The sequence below is a fragment of the Cupriavidus campinensis genome (assembly GCF_905397395.1).
Classification (GTDB): Bacteria; Pseudomonadota; Gammaproteobacteria; order Burkholderiales; family Burkholderiaceae; genus Cupriavidus; species Cupriavidus campinensis.
On the sequence record NZ_CAJPVH010000007.1, the window covers coordinates 21,509 to 39,308 of the forward strand.

19 protein-coding genes are annotated in these 17,800 nt (G+C 66.7%); 11 read left to right on the forward strand and 8 right to left on the reverse strand.

Translation table 11 applies throughout. The annotated features are described in order from the left end of the window. Positions 1 to 17 precede the first annotated feature (17 nt). From KHO18_RS06455 to KHO18_RS06485, 7 genes are all read left to right on the forward strand, one after another. Positions 18 to 863 (forward strand): 3',5'-nucleoside bisphosphate phosphatase, encoded by an 846-nt coding sequence (locus tag KHO18_RS06455; RefSeq protein WP_144196304.1) that lies wholly within the window; start codon positions 18 to 20, stop codon positions 861 to 863. Between the two features lie 39 nt (positions 864 to 902). Next, on the forward strand, positions 903 to 1,538 hold the full coding sequence (locus KHO18_RS06460; RefSeq protein ID WP_144196032.1) for an L-threonylcarbamoyladenylate synthase: 636 nt from the start codon (positions 903 to 905) through the stop codon (positions 1,536 to 1,538). Between the two features lie 67 nt (positions 1,539 to 1,605). Next, complete coding sequence (locus KHO18_RS06465) at positions 1,606 to 2,271, forward strand: site-2 protease family protein (RefSeq protein ID WP_144196030.1); 666 nt, start codon at positions 1,606 to 1,608, stop codon at positions 2,269 to 2,271. A gap of 5 nt (positions 2,272 to 2,276) precedes the next feature. After that, positions 2,277 to 2,876 (forward strand): class I SAM-dependent methyltransferase, encoded by a 600-nt coding sequence (locus KHO18_RS06470; protein WP_144196028.1) that lies wholly within the window; start codon positions 2,277 to 2,279, stop codon positions 2,874 to 2,876. 156 nt (positions 2,877 to 3,032) lie between these two features. Further along, entirely contained in the window at positions 3,033 to 3,917 is an 885-nt protein-coding gene (gene dapA / locus KHO18_RS06475) for a 4-hydroxy-tetrahydrodipicolinate synthase (RefSeq protein WP_211942922.1), read from the forward strand. Between the two features lie 63 nt (positions 3,918 to 3,980). Then, complete coding sequence (bamC, locus tag KHO18_RS06480) at positions 3,981 to 5,258, forward strand: outer membrane protein assembly factor BamC (protein ID WP_144196024.1); 1,278 nt, start codon at positions 3,981 to 3,983, stop codon at positions 5,256 to 5,258. Positions 5,259 to 5,328: 70 nt separating this feature from the next. After that, positions 5,329 to 6,120, forward strand: a complete 792-nt coding sequence (locus KHO18_RS06485) for an MBL fold metallo-hydrolase (RefSeq protein ID WP_144196021.1) — start codon at positions 5,329 to 5,331, stop codon at positions 6,118 to 6,120. Between the two features lie 131 nt (positions 6,121 to 6,251). Here KHO18_RS06485 and KHO18_RS28390 read toward each other — a convergent pair whose 3' ends face one another. Both KHO18_RS28390 and KHO18_RS06490 read right to left on the reverse strand, forming a co-directional pair. After that, positions 6,252 to 6,497, reverse strand: a complete 246-nt coding sequence (locus KHO18_RS28390) for a hypothetical protein (protein WP_144196019.1) — start codon at positions 6,495 to 6,497, stop codon at positions 6,252 to 6,254. A 198-nt stretch (positions 6,498 to 6,695) separates the two neighbouring features. After that, complete coding sequence (locus KHO18_RS06490; RefSeq protein ID WP_186296748.1) at positions 6,696 to 7,904, reverse strand: ribosomal protein uL16 3-hydroxylase; 1,209 nt, start codon at positions 7,902 to 7,904, stop codon at positions 6,696 to 6,698. An 11-nt stretch (positions 7,905 to 7,915) separates the two neighbouring features. On the opposite strand from KHO18_RS06490, the gene KHO18_RS06495 reads away from it, so the two are divergent. Next, positions 7,916 to 8,446 carry an FKBP-type peptidyl-prolyl cis-trans isomerase gene (locus KHO18_RS06495; RefSeq protein WP_144196017.1) on the forward strand — a complete coding sequence of 177 codons (531 nt, stop codon included), beginning with the start codon at positions 7,916 to 7,918 and terminating at the stop codon, positions 8,444 to 8,446. 161 nt (positions 8,447 to 8,607) lie between these two features. Here the strand turns inward: KHO18_RS06495 and KHO18_RS06500 are convergent, their stop codons facing one another. From KHO18_RS06500 to KHO18_RS06515, 4 genes are all read right to left on the reverse strand, one after another. Then, positions 8,608 to 9,654, reverse strand: coding sequence for a hypothetical protein (locus KHO18_RS06500; RefSeq protein WP_377731470.1), 1,047 nt, complete (start codon positions 9,652 to 9,654; stop codon positions 8,608 to 8,610). Further along, positions 9,651 to 12,263 (reverse strand): DNA mismatch repair protein MutS, encoded by a 2,613-nt coding sequence (gene mutS / locus KHO18_RS06505; RefSeq protein ID WP_211942949.1) that lies wholly within the window; start codon positions 12,261 to 12,263, stop codon positions 9,651 to 9,653. The genes KHO18_RS06500 and mutS overlap by 4 nt, the downstream gene beginning before the upstream one ends. A 352-nt stretch (positions 12,264 to 12,615) precedes the next feature. Continuing rightward, positions 12,616 to 12,912: a BrnA antitoxin family protein gene (locus KHO18_RS06510; protein WP_144196015.1), complete on the reverse strand. Its 297-nt coding sequence runs from the start codon at positions 12,910 to 12,912 to the stop codon at positions 12,616 to 12,618. Continuing rightward, positions 12,881 to 13,216 carry a BrnT family toxin gene (locus tag KHO18_RS06515; RefSeq protein WP_211942923.1) on the reverse strand — a complete coding sequence of 112 codons (336 nt, stop codon included), beginning with the start codon at positions 13,214 to 13,216 and terminating at the stop codon, positions 12,881 to 12,883. The genes KHO18_RS06510 and KHO18_RS06515 overlap by 32 nt, the downstream gene beginning before the upstream one ends. 251 nt (positions 13,217 to 13,467) lie before the next feature. Between KHO18_RS06515 and KHO18_RS28635 the strand changes: the two genes are divergently transcribed. Then, positions 13,468 to 13,938, forward strand: coding sequence for a pilin (locus tag KHO18_RS28635; protein WP_186296747.1), 471 nt, complete (start codon positions 13,468 to 13,470; stop codon positions 13,936 to 13,938). Between the two features lie 57 nt (positions 13,939 to 13,995). On the opposite strand, the gene KHO18_RS06525 is transcribed toward KHO18_RS28635, so the two are convergent. Then, a complete protein-coding gene (locus KHO18_RS06525; protein ID WP_149136310.1) occupies positions 13,996 to 14,820 on the reverse strand; it encodes an inositol monophosphatase family protein in 825 nt (274 codons plus the stop codon). 265 nt (positions 14,821 to 15,085) lie between these two features. On the opposite strand from KHO18_RS06525, the gene KHO18_RS06530 reads away from it, so the two are divergent. Together KHO18_RS06530 and cysE are read left to right on the forward strand one after the other, a co-directional pair. After that, the gene (locus KHO18_RS06530) at positions 15,086 to 15,949 is read left to right on the forward strand and encodes an RNA methyltransferase (RefSeq protein ID WP_144196297.1); all 864 of its coding nucleotides are present in this window, start codon (positions 15,086 to 15,088) and stop codon (positions 15,947 to 15,949) included. A gap of 250 nt (positions 15,950 to 16,199) precedes the next feature. Beyond that, positions 16,200 to 16,943, forward strand: a complete 744-nt coding sequence (gene cysE, locus KHO18_RS06535; protein WP_144196007.1) for a serine O-acetyltransferase — start codon at positions 16,200 to 16,202, stop codon at positions 16,941 to 16,943. A gap of 30 nt (positions 16,944 to 16,973) precedes the next feature. Here the strand turns inward: cysE and KHO18_RS06540 are convergent, their stop codons facing one another. After that, positions 16,974 to 17,777, reverse strand: a complete 804-nt coding sequence (locus KHO18_RS06540; protein ID WP_144196005.1) for a UDP-2,3-diacylglucosamine diphosphatase — start codon at positions 17,775 to 17,777, stop codon at positions 16,974 to 16,976. Positions 17,778 to 17,800: the final 23 nt, after the last annotated feature.

The window sequence follows — 17,800 nt, forward strand, 5'->3', positions numbered from 1 at the left end:
GGAGTAGAATGATCGCCATGCAAAACCCGCACACAATCAACGCCGATCTGCACTGCCATTCCACCGTGTCCGACGGGATGCTCGCGCCACGTGACGTGGCCGCGCGCGCCCATGCCGGCGGCGTGGCCTTCTGGGCGTTGACGGACCATGACGAGGTGGGCGGCCAGCGCGAGGCGCGGGACGCCGCCGAGGCGCTGGGCATGCGCTACGTGCCCGGCGTGGAGATTTCGGTCACCTGGGCCGGCCAGACCGTGCACATCGTGGGGCTCCAGATCGATCCGTTCCATCCGGGCCTGATCGACGGCCTGGCCCGGACCCGCGACGGCCGCGCCCGCCGCGCCCAGGATATCGGCGAGGCGCTGGCCAAGGTCGGCATCCAGGATGCCTACGCCGGCGCGCTGCGCTATGTCGGCAATCCGGACCTGATCTCGCGTACCCATTTCGCGCGTTGGCTGGTGGATGAAGGCTATTGCGCGACCATCAGCGACGTATTCAGCGAATATCTGTCGGATGGCCGCCCCGGCTTCGTGCCGCACCGCTGGTCGAGGCTGGCGGAGGCGATCGGCTGGATCCGCGACGCCGGCGGCATTGCCGTGATGGCCCACCCGGGCCGCTACAACTACACGGCTACCCAGCACGACGCGCTGTTCGACGAATTCACCCAACTGGGGGGCCGCGCCGTGGAGGTCGTGACCGGCAGTCACACGCCCGACCAGTTCCGCCGCTATGCCGATGTGGCGCGCCACTACGGCCTGATGGCCTCGCGCGGATCAGATTTTCATGGCCCCGGCGAGGGCCGGGTCGATATCGGCACGCTGCCGCCGCTGCCGTCGGACGTCACCCCGGTCTGGCACGACTGGTAGCCGCCCGCTCGCTCAGCCCCCGCCCCCGACGATCCCTGAATGTCCCAGTACTTCGAGATTCATCCGCTCAACCCGCAGCCGCGCCTGATCAAGCAGGCCGCGCAGATCCTGCGCCAGGGCGGGCTGATCGCGCTGCCGACCGACTCCAGCTACGCGCTGGCCTGCCCGCTCGACGACAAGACGGCCGTGGAGCGCCTGCGCCGGCTGCGCGGCATCGACGACAAGCACCATCTGACCCTGATGTGCAGCGACCTGTCCGAGCTGGGCAACTTCGCGCGCGTGGATAACCGCCAGTACCGCTGGATCAAGGGCGCCACGCCGGGGCCGTACGTGTTCATTCTCGAGGCGACCAAGGAAGTGCCGCGCCGGCTCTCGCACCCGGCCCGCAAGACCATCGGCGTGCGCGTGCCGGACCATGTCGTGCCGCTGGCGCTGCTGGCCGAACTGGGCCAGCCGATGATTTCCGCCACCCTCCAGATGCCCGGCGACGACGAACCCATGAACGATCCGGCTGAAATCCGCGCCCGGCTGGAGAAGCAGCTGGACCTGGTGGTGGACGGCGGCCCGGCGCCCGCGCAGCCGACCACGGTAATCGACCTGAGCGGCGGCGAGCCGGAACTGGTGCGGCTGGGCCGGGGCGATGTGGAGCGCTTCGGACTGTCCGCCACGCTTTGAAAATCGGCCACGCTTTGACACAAACCGGACAGCCTGCGGGCGCCATTGCACGGATAGAATAGGGCACATGGATACCTCGCTCATCCAGACCGTTGCGGTCTACGCCCTGCCAGTCCTGTTCGCCATCACGCTGCACGAGGCCGCTCACGGCTATGTGGCGCGCTTTTTCGGTGACGACACGGCTTACCGGCTCGGCCGCGTCAGCCTGAACCCGATCCGGCATATCGACCCGATCGGCACGGTGGCGGTGCCGCTGCTGCTCTATTTCCTCACTGCCGGGCAGTTCGTGTTCGGCTTCGCCAAGCCGGTTCCCGTGGTATTCGGCCACCTGCGCAACCCGCGCTGGCATGGCATGTGGGTGGCGCTGGCCGGCCCGGGCAGCAATCTGGCGCAGGCGTTCATCTGGGCGCTGGTGGTGATCGGGCTGGCCTGGGCGCAGGTCCAGGAGCCGTTCTGGGGCCAGATGGCGCGCGCCGGGGTGATCGTGAACGTGGTCGTGGCCGCCTTCAACCTGTTTCCGATCCCGCCGCTGGATGGCGGGCGCGTGCTGACCGCCTTCCTGCCGCAGCGCATGGCGGCCGCCATCAGCCGCATCGAGCCGTACGGCATCTTCGTGGTGCTGGCACTGGTGGCGGCGGGCGTGATCACGCGGGTCTGGATGCAGCCGGTGATGAGCCTGCTGCTGTCGGTGGTCGAGCTGATGCTCCGGCCCATCATCCTGTTACTGCAATAGCCGCCATGACGCTCGCGCATGCGCCACTGGGCGCACCTTCGTCATGGGTGACCCGCTGGGCCCACCTGATCCGGCCGGGCGGCCGTGTGCTCGACCTGGCCTGCGGCAACGGGCGCCACGCAGCCTGGCTGGCGGGGCAGGGGTTTGCCGTGCTGGCCGTGGACCGTGACGCCGAGGCCGTGGCGGGGCTGCCCGCCGGCGTGTCCGGCCGGGTGGCCGATCTCGAGCAGGGCGGCTGGCCGCTGGCGGACGTGACCGACATGACGGACGGGGCGCCGCTGGACGCCATTGTGGTCACCAACTACCTGCACCGGCCCCTCTGGCCGCACCTGCTGGCGGCGCTGGCGCCGGCCGGGGTGCTGATCTATGAAACATTTGCAATTGGTAACGAAACCGTTGGCAAGCCGTCCCGGCCAGACTTCCTGCTGAAACCGGGCGAACTGCTCGATGTGGCGCGCGGCGCCCTGCGGGTGGTGGGGTACGAGGACGGCGTGGTGGAAGTGCCGAAAACGGCGTTCGTCCAGCGGATATGTGCTGTGCGCGAGCCTGCGGGCGGCGCGCCGGGCACCGCGCCACCACGCTACGGGCTGCCGGCGCGGCCCTAGGCTGGCCGGTCGGGCGGTGTGCCCGGCCCCATGTCAGCGCGCAGGGCGCTTCACACGTTGAAAATCCTGATGTTTTCCCTCACCCCGGGGGAGTCCGGAGCGGCTGACGGTTCCGGTACAATCCCGGATATTCGATTTCCCGAGTTTCCTTAAGCTATGACACAGATTACCGGCAGCATCGTGGCCATCGTCACCCCGATGCATGAGGATGGCAGCCTGGACTACCCCGCGCTGCGCGCCCTCATCGACTGGCATGCGGCGGAAGGCACCGATGGCATCGTGATCGTGGGCACCACGGGCGAGTCCCCGACCGTCAACGTGGAAGAGCATTGCGAGCTGATCCGCGTGGCCGTGGAGCAGTCCAACAAGCGTATCCCGATCATCGCCGGTACGGGCGGCAATTCCACCAGCGAAGCCATCGAACTGACCGCCTTCGCCAAGAAGGTGGGCGCCGATGCCTCGCTGCAGGTAGTGCCGTACTACAACAAGCCGACGCAGGAAGGCATGTACCGCCATTTCCGCACGATCGCGGAAGCGGTGGACCTGCCGGTGCTGCTGTACAACGTGCCGGGCCGCACCGTGGCCGACATGACCAACGACACCATCCTGCGCCTGGCGCAGGTGCCTGGCATCGTTGGCGTGAAGGAGGCCACGGGCAACATCGACCGGGCCGCGCAACTGATCAAGGATGCGCCGGAACACTTCGCGATCTACAGCGGCGACGATCCCACCGCGGTGGCGCTGATCCTGCTGGGCGGCCACGGCAATATTTCCGTGACGGCCAACGTGACGCCGCGCAAGATGCACGAGATGTGCGTGGCGGCACGCAACGGCGATGTGGTGACCGCACGCCGCCTGCACATGGAAATGATCGAGCTGAACCGCGCGATGTTCGTCGAGGCCAACCCGATCCCCGTCAAGTGGGCGCTGCAACAGATGGGCAAGATGGCCGGCGGTATCCGCCTGCCGCTGACCCCGCTGGCCGAAGCGCAGCACGAGACCGTGCGCCGCGCGCTGGCCAACGCCGGCCTGCTCGCCTGACCATAACCTTACCGGCTGAACCTTGGCGTATCGCCGCCTTCTTGAAACCAGGATTACGTGTCAATGAAACAGAAGCTTAACCGTCGCGGCGCGACGCAAGTCCGCCGTGCCGCCATGGTCGCGCCCGTGCTGGCCCTGACCCTGATCGCCGGCTGCAGCAGCATCAACGAGGCCATGCAGCCGGACAAGATCGACTACAAGTCCCAGGGCAAGAAGACGGCATCGCTGGATATTCCGCCGGACCTGACCAAGCTCGACGGCGAGCGCCGCTACACGGTGCCCGATGCCTCCGGCACGTCCACGCTCTCGAACTACACCCAGGCCAACGCCGGCCGTGCCCGCGAGGCCAGCCCGACCGACAATGTGCTGCCGGGCGCCCAGGGCGTGCGCATGGAGCGCGATGGCAACCAGCGCTGGCTCGTGATCAGCAACGGCATGCGTGCCGACCAGCTCTGGCAGACCCTGCGCGGCTTCTGGCAGGAGAGCGGCTTCCTGCTGGTGCAGGACTCGCCCGAGACCGGCATCATGGAAACGGACTGGGCCGAGAACCGCGCCAAGATTCCGCAGGACATCATCCGCAACACCATCGGCAAGGTGTTCGACGGCCTGTACTCGACCTCTGAGCGCGACAAGTTCCGCACGCGTGTGGAACGTTCGCAGAACGGCCAGCTCGAGGTGTTCATCAGCCATCGCGGCGCGCAGGAGCAGCTGACCGGCGTGGACAAGACCAGCACGGTCTGGACCCCGCGCCCGGCCGATCCTGAGCTGGAAGCCGAATTCCTGTCTCGCCTGGCGCAGCGCCTGGGCGTGCAGAAGGAACAGGCCGACCGCATGGCCAAGAACCCGACGCCGGCCGGCATCGGCACGAATGACGCTGCCGCGACCACGGCGGGAGCCGCCGCGCCCGCGGTGGGTACCGCCGCCGCCACGGGTATCGGCGCCGCCGCAGCCACCGGCGCACCGTCGGCCGACAGCAGCAAGTCGTTCCTGTCGCAGGTCAACGGCGCTCCGGCACTGCAACTGCCGGAGCCGTTCGACCGCGCCTGGCGCTCGGTCGGCCTGTCGCTGGATCGCGTGAACTTCACGGTGGAAGACCGTGACCGTGCCCAGGGCCTGTACTACGTGCGCTATGTGGATCCGCGTACCAGCGTGGACGATCGCGGCTTCTTCTCCAAGCTGTTTACGAAGCCGAACGACGGCAAGACGGCCAAGAAGTACCGCGTGGCGCTCAAGGGCAACGGCACCGGCACCACGGTGACGATTCTGAACGACGCTGGCCAGCCTGAGAACACCGAGATCGGCAAGAAGATCCTGTCGCTGCTGGACGAGCAACTGCACTGATGGGTCTTTGTCGCAGTCAGACGGTCCCGACGGCTCCGGCCGTCGGGAGCCACCCCGAGCGAGCGCATCGATGATGCGCTTTGCTTTTTTGGGCAGTGGCAGCGAGGGTAACTCGCTGCTGATCGAGGCTGTCGACGGCACCACGGTGACCCGTGTGCTGCTCGACTGCGGGTTCGGCATCCGCGAGACGGCGCGCCGGCTCGAGCGGCTCGGCGTTACGCCGGACCAGCTCGACGCCGTGCTGGTCACGCACGAGCATGGCGACCACGTGGGCTCGGCCTACGCTTTCGCCGCGCGCCACAAGCTTCCCGTTCATACCAGTCACGGTACCTGGCTCGCCACCGCGCACATGCGCGGCGCCGATGCGGCGGATGTACGCGTGTGCTGCGCCGACCACGCGTTCTCGGTAGGTGGCCTGCGGATTCTGCCGTACACGGTGCCGCACGATGCCCGCGAGCCGCTCCAGTTCGTGCTGACCGATGGCAACGCGCGGCTTGGTGTGCTGACGGATGCCGGCATGGAAACGCCGTACGTCACGGCGCGGCTGGCCGGGGTGGATGCGCTTGTCCTGGAGTGCAACCACGACCGCGAGATGCTGCAGAATTCGGCGTATCCGTACTCTCTGAAACGTCGTATCGGCGGGGATTTCGGGCATCTGGCCAATGAAGTGGCGGCAGCGATCCTGTCGCAGGTGGCGCATGCGGGTCTGTCACGCGTTGTGGCTGCCCATTTGAGTAAGCAGAACAACACGCGGGCGCTCGCCTCGGGGGCGCTTGCGGCTGTGTTGGGGGTGATGCCGGAGGAGATCCTGATAGCGGATCAGGAGGAGGGGCTGGGATGGCAACCGGTCCGTGGCATGTGATTCAAGATTATCTGATGCCGGAACGGTGCTGAAGCCGAGAGGATGCGCCCGACTACCGGGCGCGCCGCGAGTAAATCGCGGGCGATAAAAAAGCCGACCCGAAGGTCGGCTTTTTTATCGGAGTAATCCGATTACTGCTTGGCAGCCGGGGCCGAAGCGTCAGCGGCCGGAGCCGAAGCGTCAGCAGCCGGGGCAGCGGCCGGAGCCGATGCGTCAGCAGCCGGAGCAGCAGCGGCCGGAGCCGAAGCGTCAGCAGCCGGAGCCGTGGCAGCCGGAGCAGCCGTGTCAGCGGCCGGGGCGGCAGCTTCTTCCTTCTTGCCGCAAGCGGCCAGGGCAACAGCTGCCAGCAGGGATGCGATCAGGAGAGACTTCTTCATTTTTCGTCCTTTAACTTTTAATTACTGAAAACAGGCGATGAATAATTACCGGTAATTATCGCTCTTGAACTGCAAATTTGAGGCTCTCCCGGGTGCCGACAATGCAGTGGTACACAGTACTAGCCAGCGGGCGATTATATCCGCGTTTCCCCTGCTTGTGTACAGTCGAAATTTGCTGGTTCTCTTTGTTACGCATTATTACACCCGTACAGGCGCAATCTGCAACCAGCCTTCGAGCGTCCAATCGTGGAATGTGTCCATCAAGTCAGGCAGCGCGGCACATGCACTGACCTCCTCAGCCGTCAGATAACGGTGGTCCGCCAGCCGACGCAGCCATTTCGCCAGGTTTGCCGGCGGTTCGTAGGCCTCGCCGTTGAGGAAGAAATGCGTGCGGTCATAGAGCGCGATGGAACCTGGAGCAAGGACCACGCCATGCGCCTGGGCCAGCTTCGTGTACTTGCGCAGCGGAATCTCCTCGACCTCGGCGAACATTACGGATTGCTTCGGCTCGGACAGGTGCGAGCCGAGGAATTCGGACACCATCGCGCCGTTCCATTTCATCGCCTGGAGCCGCTCGGCTACCGCGCGCGCCAGTCCGGCCGGCATCTGGGCCGGATGCGCCGTGGCGGTCTCGCCGGCGTCCGCATAGCGGCCGTCGAGGCCCTCGTTGCCTTCCACGGTCTCCGACAGCCATGCGAGGAAGTGGCCGGCCAGCTCCCGGTAGGCAGGGGCGCGGAAGCCGATGGATGCGGTCATGCACTCGCCCTCGGCCACGCCGTCGTGCGCGTACTGTGGCGGCAGATACAGCATGTCGCCGGGTTCCAGCACCCATTCCTCCTCGGCCGTGAAGTCCGACAGGATCTTCAGCGGCATGTCGGGAATCAGGTCGAGCCTGGTTTGTGACGAAATGCGCCAGCGGCGTCGGCCCGATACTTGCAACAGGAAGACATCATAGGAATCGAAGTGCGGACCCACCCCACCGCCGTCGGTGGCGTAGCTGATCATCACGTCGTCGAGCCGCGCGTCGGGCACGAAACGGAACTGGCTCATCAGGTCGGCCGCGGCCTGGTCGTGCAGGTTGACGCCCTGCACCAGGAGCGTCCACTTGCCGGTCTTGCGCGACGGGAGGTTGTCCTCGGCAAACGGGCCGTGCTCGAGCTTCCAGCGGTTGCGAAAGTACGACACCAGGCGAGACTCTACGTCCTCGCGGTCGGCCAGATCAAAAAGCGCTTCACGCGACACAGGCGGCACGATTCCGGGCACGGCCTGTCGAATCAGCAAAGGTTTGCGGTGCCAGATCTCGCGCATGAACACGGCGGGTGTCATGCCCCCAAGCAGCGTGAGCGGCGCGTCGGGATCGATGGGGCCCGCAGGCAAGGCCTGCGCGTATAATGCGGAATCGCTCATGGAGTCAAGAATTGAAAATCGCTAAGAACACGGTGGTGTCCGTGGTGTACAAGCTGTCGGACGCGCAGGGTAATCTGATCGAAGAGTCGGATGAGCCCATGGTCTATTTGCACGGCGGGTATGATGGCACGTTCCCGAAGATCGAGGAAGCGTTGGACGGCCACGACGCCGGCTTTGAGACCCAGCTGCAGCTGGAACCCGATGAGGCGTTCGGCGACTACGACGCCGACCTCGTGAAGGTGGAGCCGCGCAATCGCTTTCCGGAGCCGCTGGAAGTCGGCATGCAGTTCGAGGGTGTGCCCGAGGACGGCGACGACGAAGACTCCATCATCTACACGATCACTGACGTGGCCGAAGACAAGGTGGTGCTTGACGGCAACCATCCGCTCGCCGGCATGGCGCTGCGTTTCTGGCTGAAGGTGTCGGAAGTGCGCGAGGCGACCAGCGAGGAAGTCGAGCACGGCCACGCCCACGGTGCCTCGGGCATCGAAGTGGTGGATGAGGACGAGGACGGCGACGACAGCCCTCGCACGCTCCACTGATCTTCCCAAACAATTGAGCGATGCGTGAGCCCGTCCGCAAGGCGGGCCGCAGTGCTGCGATGGGGTCGTCGCAGGAAAACGAAAAAGCCGGCACTTGCCGGCTTTTTCTTTGGTCCCGGTGCTCGTAGTTCCCTTGTTTTCCGTTTCCGCCGAGCTGCCGCTCAGTTGCCCTTCACCCCGTCCCGCAGCTTGACCTGGAATACCGCCCGCGACCCCGGCGACACGGTCAACTCGGTCCAGCGCGACGGCGATCCCACCGGCAGGGCCACCCGCGTGACATTTGACATGGCCTTGCCCGCCGCGTCCCGCAGTGGCTTGTCCACGCTGAAACCGCTGTCGCTCGCATGGACGAGCAACACCTGGCCCTTGTACTTGCCGGCCAGCTCGCGCAGCTGACGCTTGAACTCCAGATAGCCATCACGCGTGCCGCGCCGCAGGAAGCCGTCGAACAGTGTCGGCTTGCCGCGCTTCTCCCAGCCATTGCCGAACATTGGGTCGGCATGGCCCACCACGACCACGCCGTCGAGGTCGCGCTGCTCGGCCAGCGAGAACGCGCGGGAGAGCCATTGTCGATTGGCTTCGCGCCGGTCTTCGAATTCGCCGTTGCGGCCACCCTCGGTGCGGTAATGGTTGTTGTCGCCGGGCAGGTTCATGCCGACGATCAGCACGTTGCCCAGCACCATGCGGGCATTTTCCCGATAGCTGCGGAACATGGCCTGATCCGACTGCCGTGTGACCGGCAGCGTACGGCGCCCGAGCGTGGCGTCTACCGGGAAGTACAGTTCCCGCAACCGGTTCAGCCGCTCCACCGCGTCGAACTCGCCGTTCACCGGTTTCTGGCACTCAGCCCAGTCGTTCTCGCCCGGCACATAGAGCAGCGGAAGTGGCGCCTCGTCCAGCACGCGCTGGCGCACGTTCAGCACGGCATCGCCACACGATTCGGTATCCCCCTTGATGCCGCCAGCATGGACGATCAGCGCCATCTGCTGGTTCGCCATGAGATCGAACAGTGCGGCCGTGTCGGCTTCGGCCGCCGGCCATTGCGGCACATCGGCGATCAGGGCGATCCGCACGGGCTGCACCGCCGCCGACGGGGGTGGCGCGACGCGTCCGGTCCGTGCCGCGTGCGCGAGCCCGGGCGCGGCAAATGCCGTCCAGCAAACCGCGGCCACCGCCATGTGCCGCCACGCCCGCCGATGTGCCGTCATACGGAGTGTTTGCTCTCCGCCAGCGCCTTGAGCCGGTACAGCGCGTCGAGTGCGTCGCGCGGCGTCAGGCTGTCCGGGTCGATGTCGGCCAGCGCGTCGAGCGCCTCCAGGGCGGCTGCATTGACCGCCGAGTGCGCGGCGCGTCCTTCCCCATCCGCTGCATCCTGGTCTGGCGGCGCAGCGGGCGCGGCGAACAGGTCTAGCTGCGGCGTGGGCGTGGCATCGGCGGATTGCTGTTCCAGCCAGGCCAGATGCTTGCGCGCGGCACGGATCACGGGCTGCGGCACCCCGGCCAGCTGAGCCACCTGCAAGCCATAGCTCTGGCTCGCCGGTCCGTCCTGCACGGCGTGCAGGAATACGATGCCGTCGCCGTGTTCCACGGCGGACAGATGCACGTTGGCCGCCTGCGCGAACTCCTGCGGCAGCTGCGTCAGCTCGAAATAGTGTGTGGCAAACAGCGTATGGCTGCGGTTGTGCGAGAGCAGGTGACGGGCGATGGCCCAGGCCAGCGCCAGCCCGTCGAACGTCGAGGTGCCCCGGCCGATCTCATCCATCAGCACCAGGCTGGACGGCGTGGCGTGGTGCAGGATCCCGGCCGCCTCGGTCATTTCCACCATGAACGTGGAGCGGCCACCGGCCAGATCATCCGCCGCGCCGATCCGCGTGAAGATGCGGTCGACCGGGCCGATCACGGCGCGCCGCGCCGGCACCCAGGCACCCACGCACGCCAGCAGCACGATCAGTGCGGTCTGGCGCATGAACGTCGACTTACCGCCCATGTTCGGGCCGGTGATCAGCAGGAGTTTGCGCGCCTCGGTCAACTGGCAATCGTTGGGGATGAATTCGGTCGAATCGGCGGCCAACTGGCCCTCGACCACCGGGTGGCGGCCCTGCACGATGTCGATCACGTTCTCGCTCACGCGCTCGGGCTGGACCCAGTCGAGCGTGCGGGCCCGTTCGGCAAGCGCCGCCAGGACATCGAGCCGACCCAGCGCGCCGGCCACGCGCTGCAAGGCGGCGATATGGGGCAGCAGGGCCTGTAGCAGCGCCTCGTAGAGAATCTTTTCACGTGCCAGTGCGCGGTCCTGTGCGGACAGCGCCTTGTCCTCGAAGGACTTCAGCTCCGGCGTGATATAGCGCTCGGCGTTCTTGAGCGTCTGGCGCCGGCGGTAGTCGTCGGGCACTTTGTCCGCCTGGCCATTCGTTACCTCTATATAGAAGCCATGCACGCGGTTGTATTCCACGCGCAGGTTGGCGATGCCCGTACGCGAGCGCTCGCGTGCCTCAAGGTCGATCAGGAACTGGCCACAGTTCTCGGAAATGTCTCGTAGTTCGTCCAGATCGGCATCGTAGCCGCGTGCGATCACGCCACCATCGCGCAGCACCGTGGACGGCTCCTCGGCGACGGCGCGCACCAGCAGGTCAAGGCAGTCCTCGGGAATTTCCAGGTCGTCGAGGGTCTGCGCCAGCAGCGGGGCGTCGTCGGCCAGCGTCACGGTGGCGCGCACGTCGGGCAGCGCGCGCAGGGTGTCGCGCAGCGACGACAGGTCGCGGGGCCGTGCGGTCAGCAGGGCGAGGCGCGACGTGATGCGCTCGACGTCAGCCAGCCGGCGCAGGTTGGCACGCAGTGCATCCGGGTCCTGGGCGATCAGCGCGCCGATGGCCTGCTGGCGCGCACGCGGCAGCGCGGGGTCGCGCAACGGGTGATGAAGCCAGTGGCGCAGCGCCCGGCTGCCCATCGCCGTGGCGCAGGTGTCCAGCAGCGAGAACAGCGTCGGCGACTCGCCGCCGCGCAGCGTTTCCGTCAGCTCCAGGTTGCGTCGCGTGGCCGAATCGAGGCCGACAAATTCCGACTCCCGCTCGACGGTCACGCCCTGCACGTGACGCAGCGACTGGCCCTGGGTGGCCGCCGCGTAGTTCAGCAGCGCGCCGGCCGCGCCCAACGCCGCGCCGAGTCCCGCGCAGCCGAACGGCTCCAGGCTCGCCACGCCGATCTGCTCGCGCAGCCGGCGCGTGCCGGCGTCCTGGTCGAAATGCCATTCCGGCAGCCGCGTCCGCGCGCAGGTCAGCGCCGGCAGGTCGATGCCATCGGCAAACAGCAGTTCGGCGGGGCGGATCCGTTCGAGTTCGCGGCCCAGTTGCGCCGCCTCGCACTCCATCAGCCGCAACTCGCCGCTGGCGAGGTTCAGCCAGGCGAGGCCGGTCTTGCTGATGCCGCGCCGCGTGGTCTGCTGGTGCACTGCCATCAGGAACGTGTCGACCTTGTCCGGCAGCAGCGCGGCGTCGGTCAGCGTGCCGGGGGTGACGATGCGGACCACCTTGCGCTCCACCGGGCCCTTGCTCGCGGCCGGATCGCCGATCTGCTCGCAGATCGCCACCGACTCGCCCAGCTTGACGAGCTTGATCAGGTACTGGTCGACCGAATGGAACGGGATGCCGGCCATGCGGATCGGCACGCCGCCGGACTGTCCGCGCGACGTCAGCGTGATGTCCAGCAGCCGCGCGGCCTTCTCGGCGTCGTCATGGAACAGCTCGTAGAAGTCGCCCATCCGATAGAACAGCAGCGTGTCCGGATGATCCGCCTTGATGCGGAGGTACTGCTGCATCATCGGCGTGTGCTTCTCGGGTGCGCCGCGCTTCGCGGCGGACTTGGTGTCCGGCGCGGCGGTGGTGTCTCCAGGCGCCGCCTCGGCGGACGTCTCTGGCGTGGCAGGCACGTCAGGGATGGGGCCGAGGGCGTCCCCGGCATCACGATCGGCGGAAAGGGCTTCTACGGACATGCATTCCTCTCGGGCGGCCACGGGCGGCCGCCGGTATATCGATTGCCGTCAGGCGGATTGCCTCCGCCACGGCACAAAGCGGCATTTTACTGCCTGCCCGTGCCCGCACCTTGAGGCAAATTCTGAAAATGCGTGAGAAATGTTCTCAGCGCTGGCCTTCTTGTCGGAAATCACGCCGCGCTCAGCGCGGCAGCATCCGGTGCGTGTGCGCATAGGCGCGCAGGATCTCGTTGATGCGCGTCTGCCAGCCGTCGCCGGTGGCTTTGAACGCCTCCACCACGTCTCGGTCCGCGCGCATGTTCAGCGTGACCTTGCGGGCCTCCGGCGGCAGGGCGGGGCGCCCGCGGCGCGGGGCCGGGCGCAGTTGCTCCAGCTGCGCGTCGGTCAGCGGCGGGTTGTCGGGGTCGCTGAGCGCGCCTTGCGTGATCGCGGCGTCCTCGGCATCGTCAGGAATGTGGATCGTTTGCTTTGTCGACATGGTTCAAGACCTCACGGCGGTTTGCCCTGCGCAGGCTGATCACCCGCATCACATTGCCGCGCATCGTGTAGACCATCACGTAGACCCGTGGACCAATCGGCCCCACCACAATCGTGCGGGCCTCGTTGTAGTCGTGGCGGGTGTCGTTGATGAACTGCGCGGCGTCCAGGTCGAGCATCGCTGCCACTTCCAGCGACACGCCGTGCTTGAAACGGTTGGCGAGATCCTTGGCGGCATCGAACTCGATCGAGACGGAATTAGTGTATGGACAACAATGAAAGGGGTCAACATATTTTTTGCCCATGCATAAAATTTGAGAGTTGTCTGGTGCAGCTCATCGTAGGAGCAGGGCTACCCAGGGTCTTTGGGACGATTCTGAAAAAATGCCGGCGCGCCTGACGAGAATTGTCAGGCGGCGGATGTGTCACGCGGCAAACTGTCACCCAGACCGGTTTGATGAACGGAAACGCGCCAAATCCTGTCACTTTTTGGGGCTTTCGCGCCTGGCACGCAGTTTGGATAGGGGTAGGCGACCAACCCTGCCGGAATCGCCTCATGCCCAACCCTTCAACGGACACCACCCGCCTGCTGCAGCGGCTGCGGCGGGGTTTTACGCTGATCGAAATGATGATCGTCGTGGCCGTCATCGGCATCCTTGCCGCGCTGGCGATACCGGCCTACCAGCACTACATCGTCAAGACGCAGATTTCGCGCGGGTTCTGGGAGGCCTCGAACTACAAGACGGCGGTGGAGGAGCGCCTTCACAACGGCGTGTTCGTGTTCCCGGACCCGGCGGGCACGCTTGGTTATGTGCGCTCGACGCTGACGGCTGCAGACGACACCTTCGCGTTCAATGCCGATGGGTCGGGCGCGATCGTCGTGCTGCTCAATGGTGATGTCCATCCTGTGGTGCGTGGCGCGCGCATCACGGTGGGCCGGCTCACGAGCGGCGGATGGACCTGTGCCGTGCGCGGCGATGGCCTCACGTCGATGGTGCTGCCGCCTGGTTGCACGCTCGACGGTTAACGAAAAACAGGCGCCTGGAGGCGCCTGTTGCAGGGAGAAGCGAGCCGCGTGGGTCGGTTAGATCGCGGCGGACGGCTTGGCGTTGTCCAGCGAGTATGGCGACAACAGCCGCACCATCTGCGCGAATGCCTTCGGGTTGCCGGCGAGCACTTCGCCCTGTTCCATCTGGCGCGACTCACCTGCGTAGTTGCCCACCAGGCCACCAGCCTCGGTGATCAGCAGCATGCCGGCGGCCATGTCCCACGGCTTCAGGCCGCGTTCGAAGAAGCCGTCCAGGCGGCCGCAGGCCACGTAGGCCAGGTCCAGCGCGGCGGCGCCCGGGCGACGCAGGCCGGCGCAGCTGCGCGTCATCAGCGCGAACATTTCGAGGTACTCGTCCATGCCTTCCAGGTCGCGGAAGGGGAAGCCGGTGCCGATCAGGCAGTCGGCCAGCTTGTCGCGGCGCGTCACGCGGATGCGGCGGTTGTTCAGGAACGCGCCGGCGCCCTTGCTGGCCGTGAACAGTTCATCGCGCGTGGGGTCGTAGACCACGGCCTGCACGGGCACGCCCTTGTGCAGCTGGCCGATCGAGACCGCATACTGCGGGAAACCGTGGATGAAGTTGGTAGTGCCGTCGAGCGGGTCGATGACCCACGTGTATTCGGCTTCCGGATCGCCATCGACCCAGGACTGGCCGGACTCTTCCGCTAGAATGGCGTGCTCGGGATAGGCGGTGCGGATGATCTCGATGATCGCGGCTTCGGCGCTGCGATCCACCTCGGTCACGAAATCGTTGTGTTGCTTGCGTGAAACGCGTACCAGATCGACGTCCATGGACGCGCGGTTGATGATGGAACCCGCCTTGCGGGCCGCCTTGACGGCGATATTGAGCATCGGATGCATGAATCTCTCCAGGCGGCGGGGCAGGGGCGCGCACCGGCACGCCAGGCCTTGCGGCGGCGCGTGCGGGGGCCCAGGAACCGGCCGAACAACACAACGAATTGTAGAAGAACGAGGCACGCCGCCCGGACAACCGGCGCCGCACCCACAAATTTGAAGGCTGCATTGTATAGGAAGCCGGCCCACCGCACGAGCCCGGCTACCTGAACTCCACTGAATGAACAAAGACTCCGCTCCGGAAACCGATAAGACCCTGCCAGCCGGGCCGATGCCTGAAAGTGATGCATTGACCATTTTTAACCGTGTCCGCGTGGTGCTCGTCGAAACCAGCCACCCCGGCAATGTCGGATCGGTCGCGCGGGCGATGAAGACCATGGGCTTTGGCGCCGGGGCCTGCAGCCTTGTGCTGGTGAGCCCGCGTGAGCCGGATGTGCTGCATCACCCGGATGCCGTGGCGATGGCCAGTGGCGCCGACGATGTGCTCGCTGGCGCACAAATTGTTCCGGATATTGAAACCGCGCTGGCTGGCGCGGCCTATACCGTGGCGATGACCGCCCGCCAGCGCGAATTCGGCCCGCCGCGCCTGCTGCCGCGCGACGCTGCGGCGCGCGGGTATGACGTGCTGGCTGCGGCACCCGATGCCGTGATCGCCTTCGTGTTCGGCAACGAGCGTTATGGCCTGCCCAACGACGCGGTGGAGCGCTGTGCCGCCGTGACGCACATTCCGGCGAATCCGGCCTACGCCTCGCTGAATCTTGCGCAGGCGGTCCAGCTCATCACCTATGAGATGCGCCTGGCGCTGCTGGCGGCGCCCGAGGCCCGCCCGGACGCCTCGCGCGATATCGGCTATGCTGGGGAGCCCGCCACGGCCGAGCAGATCGAATCGATGTTCGGCCACCTCCGGGCGGGCCTGGCGGCCATCGGCTTTCTCGATCCGACCAATCCGCGCAAGCTGATGCCGCGTCTGCGGCGCCTGTTCGCGCGGGCGGGGCTGGAGCGCGAGGAGGTCAATATCCTGCGTGGCATTGCCAAACGGATGATGATCGCGGCGGGGGACAAATCGGACAAGATCGAAACGTCCCAAACGTCCCCAACGTCCCAAACGCCCGGCGAGACTGACAAGGAACGGTAAGACTGTGACGACGATCGCGGCAGTGTTTTTCCCTGCATCCCCGGTGGCCTCGCCGGCACGATGTTGAACCCAGGCCCCGCGCAAAGTCCCTGACGACGTCGGGGGCGGCGCCCGTGGCCGGGCGGCAGGCTCACAAATCTCTTACACTCCCTGCTCGCGCGCCTGGACGTCCCCCGAGTCCTGTCCCTTGATACCAAAAAAAGCGCTCCGGCCGAACACGGCGCCGGCGGCCGCTCACGACACGATAAAGATGTTCACTCGCCTGAAGGAAGATATCGACACGATCATGCTGCGCGATCCCGCCGCGCGCAGCCGTCTGGAAGTGCTGACCTGCTATCCCGGGCTGCACGCCGTGATATTCCACCGCGTGGCCAACTGGTGCTGGCGCGGCGGCCTGCACTGGCTGGGCCGGTGGATCTCGCACTGGTCGCGCTTTTTTACCGGCATCGAGATCCATCCGGCGGTCAAGCTGGGCCGGCGGGTGTTTATCGATCACGGCATGGGCGTGGTGATTGGCGAGACTGCCGAGATTGGCGACGACTGCACGATCTACCAGGGCGTGACGCTGGGCGGCACCTCACTGTACAAGGGCCAGAAGCGGCATCCGACGCTGGGCGCGGGCGTGGTGGTCAGCGCCGGGGCCAAGGTGCTGGGTGGGTTCGTCGTGGGCGATGGCGCGCGCGTGGGCTCGAACGCCGTGGTGCTGAAGCCGGTGCCGCCGGGCGCCACGGCCGTGGGTATTCCCGCACGCATCATCATGCCCGACGCGCCGGCGCAGCAGCAGGGCGCCAGGCAGGAGTTCTCGGCCTACGGCATCACGCCGAACGCGGATGACCCGGTGTCGCTGGCACTCAAGAGCCTGATCGATAATGCTGCCAAGCAGCATGACCGCATCGAGGCGGTGCTGGCCGCGCTCGACCGCCTTGGCGAGCATCTCGAAAACACGCCCAACGACCGCTTCGACGCGAGCGAACTGCGCAAGATGATGAAGTAGGCGAGGGTGCCTCGGTCGAACTAGTTCGAATTAGTCGACTTGGGGCAGTACCGTGAAGCCATCCGCGCCCAGCTGCAGCACGGCCGCGCGCGGATGGCGGCCGTCGAGATCCCAGTCGGTCAGCACCCAGCGCACGGTCTCGCCGTGGGCATGGCGAGCGGGCCGGTGGGTATGGCCGTGGATGAGCGTGGTGGCGCCGTGGGCGTCCAGCAGCGCGGCGACGGCGGCGGGCGTGGCATCGCCGTAGGTGGGCGGGGTGGCGGCCGGATTGGCCAGTTGCCGTGCGCGGCCTGCTTCGCTGTCCGCGCGCAGCCGTTGCGCCACGGCCATGCGCGCCGAGAGCGGCAGCGCCAGGAACAGCCGCTGCACCCAGCGCTTGCGCGTCCAGTGGCGAAAGCGCATGTAGCGCGCGTCATCGGTGCAGAGCATGTCGCCGTGGCTCAGCACCACGCGCTGCCCGGCACATTCGATCAGCGTGGGATCTGGCAGCAGCGTGGCGCCGGCCGCAGCCGCGAAGCGCGTGCCGATCAGGAAATCGCGGTTGCCGTGCATCAGGTACACGGGCACGCCGGCGTCGGCCAGGCGCCGCAATGACGCGGCCACATCGGCGGCGAACGGCGAGGCCGTTTCTTCGTCGCCGACCCAGAATTCAAAGAAATCGCCAAGGATGAACAGCGCGCGCGCATCTTGCGCGGCGCGGTCCAGCACGCGCCGGAACGCGGCCAGCGTGCGGGGCATGCCCGGCGTGAGATGGAGGTCGGAAATGAACCACGCCGGCGCCGGCACCTGCAAGGGCAGGGGCGCGGCCGCCGGCGGGCGGGGCGTGGCGATCATGCGCGTCGAGGGTTCGGGATCAT